This is a genomic window from Micromonospora sp. 15K316, from assembly GCF_004348525.1.
Taxonomy (GTDB): domain Bacteria; phylum Actinomycetota; class Actinomycetes; order Mycobacteriales; family Micromonosporaceae; genus Micromonospora.
In genome coordinates, this window is the sequence record NZ_SMKG01000288.1 from 1 (window position 1) to 6333 (window position 6333).

A 6333-nucleotide genomic window follows, 5' to 3' on the forward strand; every position below is an offset into this window, starting at 1 on the left:
GAGACGGAGATGGTCAGGATCGTGCCGGCGGCCGGCGGGGTGGGGCGTCACCGGGCGTGACGAGGCCTCCGGCTAGGCTGGCATACCGTGCTCGTACTCGTGGTGGACAGCTCGACCCTCGCGGTGACCGCGGCGCTGGTCGAGGTCTCGGCGGACGGCGTCGCGTTGCGGGCGCACCGGTGCACGGTGGACGCCCGGGCGCACGGCGAACTGCTCGCCCCGGAGGTGGACGCCGTCCTCACCGACGCGGGCACCCGCCCCGCCGATCTCACGGCGATCGTCGCCGGGCTCGGCCCGGGGCCGTTCACCGGGCTGCGGGTGGGCCTGGTCACGGCCGCCTCGATGGGCCAGGTGCTCGGCGTGCCCACGTACGGCGTCTGCTCGCTGGACGGCATCGGTCACCCGGCGGCCGCCGGCGAGCCGGTCCTGGCGGTGAGCGACGCGCGCCGCAAGGAGATCTACTGGGCGGTCTACGACGGCGCGGGCCAACGGATCGCCGGGCCGGAGGTGAGCGCCCCGCCGGTCGCCGCCGAGCGGGCCCGCGACCTCGCGGTCACCGTGGCGGTGGGCGACGGCGCGCACCGGTACGGCGAGGTCCTGGGGCTGCCCGTCCGCGCCGAGCCTCGCTACCCGGACCCGGTCGCGTTGGCCCAGCTGGCCGGCGAGCGGATCCGGGCAGGCGCGTCCGGCGAACGGCTCACCCCGCTCTACCTGCGCCGCCCGGATGCGGTGGCGTCCATCGCCCGCAAGCCGGTCCTCCCGTGAGCGTGGTTCTGCGAGCCCCGCGGGCGCGAAGGAAGGCGACGCCGTGAGCGCGGTCCGGCTCGAACGGTTCCGCTGGTGGCACATCGACGAGGTGCTGCCGATCGAGGCGGACCTCTTCGGCGCCGAGCAGTGGTCGGCGGCGATGTTCTGGAACGAACTGGCCAACGGGCACTACTACCGCGTCGCGACCGGCGACGACGACGGCCTGCTCGGCTACGCCGGGCTGACCATCGCCCCGCCCGACGAGGCGTGGGTGCAGAACATCGCCGTACGGCGGGAGGCCCAGCGTCGGGGCGTCGGACGGCTCCTCCTGGAGGACCTGCTCGCCGAGGCGGTCCGGCTCGGCGCCCGGCGTACCCTGCTCGAGGTCGCGGCGGACAACGCTCCCGCCCAGCGGCTCTACGCGACCTACGGCTTCGAGCCGGTCGGCATCCGGCGCGGCTACTACCAACCGAGCAACACGGACGCGCTGGTCATGCAGCGGAACGAGGACTGACCCATGGCTGACGAACCGCTCATCCTCGGCATCGAGACCTCCTGCGACGAGACCGGGGTCGGCGTCGTCCGCGGGCACACCCTGCTCGCCGACGCGCTGGCCTCCAGCGTCGAGGAGCACGCCCGCTTCGGCGGTGTGGTGCCCGAGGTGGCCAGCCGGGCCCACCTGGAGGCGATCGTGCCGACCATGGACCGGGCGTTGAAAGAAGCCGGCGTGACCATCGCGGACATCGACGCGATCGCCGTCACCTCCGGGCCGGGGCTGGCCGGCGCGCTGCTGGTCGGCGTGGCCGCCGCCAAGGGGTACGCGCTCGCCGCCGAGAAGCCGGTCTACGGGGTGAACCATCTCGCCGCGCACGTCGCCGTGGACACCCTGGAGCACGGGCCGCTGCCGGAGCCCGCGGTCGCGTTGCTGGTCTCCGGCGGGCACTCCTCACTGCTACTCGTCGACGACCTGGCTCGCGGGGTCACACCGCTCGGCGCCACCATCGACGACGCGGCCGGAGAGGCGTTCGACAAGGTGGCCCGGCTGCTCGGGCTCCCCTTCCCGGGCGGCCCGCCGATCGACCGGGAGGCGCGGGCCGGCGACCCGGAGTCCATCGGCTTCCCGCGCGGTCTCACCGCCGCCAAGGACCTCGCCGCGCACCGCTACGACTTCTCCTTCTCCGGGCTGAAGACGGCGGTGGCGCGCTGGGTGGAGGCCCGTCAGCGGGCGGGCGAGCCGGTGCCGGTGCCCGACGTGGCGGCCTCCTTCCAGGAGGCGGTCTGCGACGTGCTCACGGCGAAGGCGCTGGACGCCTGCCGGGCCAACGGCATCGACACGCTGGTGATCGGCGGGGGCGTGGCGGCGAACTCGCGGCTGCGGGCGATGGCCGAGCAGCGGGCCGAGAAGTACGGCATCCGCGTCCGGGTGCCCCGTCCCCGGCTCTGCACCGACAACGGGGCGATGGTTGCCGCGCTCGGCTCGCACCTGGTCGCCTCCGGTGTGGAACCCAGCCGGCTGGACCTGCCCGCCGACTCGGCCATGCCGCTGACCGTGGTCAGCGTCCCCGGGGGCGAACGGTGATCGTCCGGATGTGGGAGGTGCGTGCCGAGTCGTACGGCCTCGCCGACCTGATCACCTGGGTCTGCGACACCGCCCTGCCCGAGTTCGAGCACGATCCGCGCCACCTCGGCAGCGAGGTCTTCTCCTCCACCGACCACCGGGTGGTGGTGATCTCGAAGTGGCGCAGCGACCCGCCCGTCTTCCCCGACCCGCCGCCGATGCTGGTCGCCCGGCCGGCGCACGCCTGGGACTTCACGCAGGTCGATCGCTGACCCACCGGGTGCCGAAGAACACGTCCGTCAGCTGGTAATTGGTTCGCACCGGCAACCGCGGGCCGCCTAGCGTCGACAGGCCATGCGTTTCTCACCCGCCGGCGATCCCGGCGTACCCGATGACCGGTCGGCGACCCGCTACCTGATCTGGTTGGCCGGCCGGCAAAAGCTGATCTTCGCTACCGGCATCCTGCTCGGCGTGACCTGGATGGTCGCCCAGGCCCTGATGCCGGCCGCCGTGGGCCGCGCCGTCGACGGGCTGGGTCATCGGGACGACGGCGCGCTGCTCACCTGGGGTCTGGTGCTGCTCGGGCTCGGTGTGCTCCAGGCCGTCGCCGGAGTGCTGCGGCACCAGTGCGCGGTACGCAACTGGCTCGCGGCCGCGTACCGGACGGTGCAGCTCACGGTGACGGCCGCGAACCGGCTCGGTGCGGCCCTGCCCCGCCGGGTCGCCACCGGCGAGGTGGTGAGCATCGGCACCTCCGACATCAACCAGATCGGGCACGCCGTCGACATCACGGCCCGAGGCGCCGGCGCCGTGGTGGCGATCGTGACCGTGGCGGTGATCCTGCTCGGCGCGTCGGTGCCACTCGGGCTGGTCGTGGTGCTCGGCGTGCCGGTGCTGATGGCGGTGGTCGGCCTGCTGATCCGGCCGCTGCACCGGCAGCAGCACGCGTACCGGGACGCCGAGGGGAAGCTGACCACCCGGGCCGGTGACATCGTCTCCGGCCTGCGGGTGCTGCGCGGCGTGGGCGGCGAGCCGATGCTCTCGGCCCGTTACCGGGCCGAGTCGCAGGCGCTGCGGGCGCACGGCATACGGGTGGCCCGGGTCGAGTCGCTGCTGGAGGCGGCGCAGGTGCTGTTGCCCGGCGCGTTCCTGGTGCTGGTGACCTGGCTCGGGGCGCGGTTCGCGCTGGACGGTCGGATCAGCCCCGGCCAGCTCGTCGCCTTCTACGGCTACACGGCGTTCCTGGTCAGCCCGCTGCGCCAGCTCACCGAGGCGGTGGACAAGCTGACCCGGGGGCACGTGGCGGCCCGGCGGGTGGTCCGGCTGCTCCGGCTCACCCCGGACCTGGTCGACCCGGCCCGACCCGCGACCGTGCCCGACGGGCCCGGGGAGCTGGTCGACGTCGAGTCCGGGGTGCGGGTGCCGCCGGGCCGGTTCACCGCGATCGCCGCCACCGCCCCCGAGGACGCGGCCGCGATCGTCGACCGGCTCGGCCGGTACGTCGACTCGGACGCCACGCTGCACGGCGTACCGCTGCGGGAGCTGCCCCTGGCGACGGTGCGGGAGCGGATCCTGGTGGCCGACAACGACGCGCATCTCTTCACCGGGCCGCTCCGCGCGGAGCTGGACCCGCGTGACCTCGGTGACGCCGAGGCGCTCGACGCGGCGCTGCGGGCGGCGAGCGCCACCGACATCGTCGAGGCGCTGCCCGACGGGCTGGAGAGCCGGGTCGCCGAGCGCGGCCGGGAGTTCTCCGGCGGTCAGCAGCAGCGACTGCGGCTCGCCCGCGCGCTGGTCGCGGCCCCGGAGACCCTGCTGCTGGTCGAACCGACCAGCGCGGTCGACGCGCACACCGAGGCACGGATCGCCGCCGGGCTCGGCGCCGCCCGGGCCGGCCGAACCACGGTGGTCTGCACCACCAGCCCGCTGCTGCTCGGGCACGCCGAGAACGTGATCTTCGTCGAGGACGGCAAGGTCGTCGCCGAGGGCAGCCACGCCCACCTGTACGAGCACGAGCCGCGCTACCGGGCCACGGTCAGCCGGGGGGAGAGCTGATGGCCGCCGCGCTGCCCGTCGCCGACGCGACCCAGGTGCGTCGCTACGCGCGTACGTTGATCCGCCGGCATCCGCGGGCCCTCGCCGGGGCGCTCGGTCTGCACGCAGTGGCCGCCGCGGCCGGTCTGGTCGCCCCGCGGCTCCTCGGCGACCTGGTCGAGGGCATCTCCCGTGGTACGTCCCGGGTGACGGTGGACCGGATCGCCCTGCTGATCGCCGGGTTCGTGGTGGTGCAGGCGGTGCTGGTCCGCTTCGCCCATCTGGCGTCGGCGCGGCTCGGCGAGCGGGTGCTGGCCCAGCTGCGGGAGGAGTTCGTCGACCGGGTGCTGGCCCTGCCGCTCTCCACCGTGGAACGGGCGGGCACCGGCGACCTGCTGACCCGGACCTCGCGGGACGTCTCGGCGCTGTCCCGGACGGTCCGCCTGGCGGTGCCCGAGACGCTCGTCGCGGTCGTCACGGCGGCCTTCATCATCGGCGCGTTGCTGCTGGTCAGCCCGCTGCTCGCGCTGCCCTGCCTGATCGCGGTCCCGGTGCTCTGGGCCGGCACCCGGTGGTACCTGCGCCGGGCGCCCGCCGGATACCTGCGGGAGAACGCCGCCTACTCGGACATCACCGACGGGATCAGCGAGACGGTCGAGGGCTCCCGGACCACGGAGGCGTTGCGCCAGCAGGCCCGCCGCCGTGCCCGCACCAACGCCGACATCGCCCGGTCGTACGCCGCCGAGCGCTACACCCTCTTCCTGCGTACCGTCTTCTTCCCGGTGGCCGAGATCGGCTACGTGGTGCCGGTGGTGGCGACCCTCGTCATCGGCGGCTGGTTCTACCTGAAGGGCTGGGTGAGCCTCGGTGAGGTCACCGCCGCCACGCTCTACGTGCAGCAGCTCGTCGACCCGGTGGACCGGCTGCTGTCCTGGTTGGACGAGCTGCAGGTCGGCGGCGCCTCGATGGCCCGCCTGCTGGGCGTGGCCGAGCCGGGGCCGGAGGGTGTCGCCGATCGGGCCGCGCCCGGCCGTCGACGGGACGGCGTCGCGGGTCGGGCCGCGCCCGAGGGACCCGACGGCGCCACGGATCGGGCCGCGCCCGGTGGGGGACGGGACTGCGGCGCGGCGGATCACGGCGGCGACGAGGTCGCCGGCGACCGGCGGCTGGTCGCCCGCAACGTGCGGTACGCGTACCGCGCCGGGCGGGACGTGCTGCACGGTGTGACGCTGGCGCCGGAGCCGGGGGAGAAGCTGGCCGTCGTGGGCCCCTCCGGCGCCGGCAAGTCGACACTCGGTCGGCTGCTCGCCGGGGTGCACGCCCCGCACGGCGGCACGGTCACCGTGGCCGGTCGTCAGCTGGAGACGTTGCCGCTGGCCGAGCTGCGTTCGCACGTCGCGCTGGTCACCCAGGAGCACCACGTCTTCATCGGTACGCTCCGCGAGAACCTGGCGATGGTCCGGCCGGCGGCCACCGACGCGGACGTCCGGGCGGCGCTGTCGGCGGTGGCCGCGCTCGACTGGGCGCAGGCGCTGCCGGACGGGCTGGACACGCTGGTCGGCTCCGGCGGGCACCCGCTCTCCCCGGCGCAGGCGCAGCAGTTGGCGCTGGCCCGGCTCGTGCTCGCCGACCCGCACACGCTGGTGCTGGACGAGGCGACCTCGTTGATCGACCCGCGTGCCGCCCGGGAGCTGGAGCGCTCGCTCGCCGCGGTGCTCGAGGGGCGCACGGTGATCGCCATCGCGCACCGGCTCTTCTCCGCCCATGACGCGGACCGGGTGGCCGTGGTCGAGGACGGGCGGATCACCGAGCTGGGCTCGCATGACGAGCTGGTCGCCGCCGACGGCTCGTACGCGGCCCTCTGGCGCTCCTGGCACGGCACCCCCTGACCACCCTGACCCGACCCCTCCCTGCCCCCTGGCCCGGCTCGCGTGATCATGAAGTTATCGCTGCGACACGCCGTGTCGGCGGGCAACAACTTCATGATCAACGGG

6 protein-coding genes are annotated in these 6333 nt (G+C 74.6%); all 6 read left to right on the forward strand.

The features are described from left to right. The first annotated feature begins 87 nt into the window (after window positions 1–87). The 6 genes from tsaB to E1211_RS29640 all read left to right on the forward strand — a co-directional run bounded on the left by tsaB (window position 88) and on the right by E1211_RS29640 (window position 6228). Window positions 88–765, forward strand: a complete 678-nt coding sequence (gene tsaB, locus E1211_RS29615; protein ID WP_132353123.1) for a tRNA (adenosine(37)-N6)-threonylcarbamoyltransferase complex dimerization subunit type 1 TsaB — start codon at window positions 88–90, stop codon at window positions 763–765. A gap of 43 nt (window positions 766–808) precedes the next feature. Then, the gene (gene rimI / locus E1211_RS29620; RefSeq protein ID WP_243709754.1) at window positions 809–1261 is read left to right on the forward strand and encodes a ribosomal protein S18-alanine N-acetyltransferase; all 453 of its coding nucleotides are present in this window, start codon (window positions 809–811) and stop codon (window positions 1259–1261) included. Window positions 1262–1264: 3 nt separating this feature from the next. Further along, window positions 1265–2326, forward strand: a complete 1062-nt coding sequence (tsaD, locus tag E1211_RS29625) for a tRNA (adenosine(37)-N6)-threonylcarbamoyltransferase complex transferase subunit TsaD (protein ID WP_132353127.1) — start codon at window positions 1265–1267, stop codon at window positions 2324–2326. Beyond that, a complete protein-coding gene (locus E1211_RS29630) occupies window positions 2323–2577 on the forward strand; it encodes a hypothetical protein (RefSeq protein ID WP_132353129.1) in 255 nt (84 codons plus the stop codon). Before tsaD ends, E1211_RS29630 begins: the two co-directional genes overlap by 4 nt. An 82-nt stretch (window positions 2578–2659) precedes the next feature. After that, window positions 2660–4360 carry an ABC transporter ATP-binding protein gene (locus E1211_RS29635; protein ID WP_132353131.1) on the forward strand — a complete coding sequence of 567 codons (1701 nt, stop codon included), beginning with the start codon at window positions 2660–2662 and terminating at the stop codon, window positions 4358–4360. Further along, window positions 4360–6228, forward strand: a complete 1869-nt coding sequence (locus E1211_RS29640; protein WP_132353133.1) for an ABC transporter ATP-binding protein — start codon at window positions 4360–4362, stop codon at window positions 6226–6228. The genes E1211_RS29635 and E1211_RS29640 overlap by 1 nt, the downstream gene beginning before the upstream one ends. Window positions 6229–6333 lie beyond the last annotated feature (105 nt).

Coding starts and splice junctions, on each gene's coding strand:
- tsaD (WP_132353127.1), top strand. CDS start 1,265: ATGGCTGACGAACCGCTCATCCTCGGCATCGAGACCTCCTGCGACGAG.
- E1211_RS29635 (WP_132353131.1), top strand. CDS start 2,660: ATGCGTTTCTCACCCGCCGGCGATCCCGGCGTACCCGATGACCGGTCG.
- E1211_RS29640 (WP_132353133.1), top strand. CDS start 4,360: ATGGCCGCCGCGCTGCCCGTCGCCGACGCGACCCAGGTGCGTCGCTAC.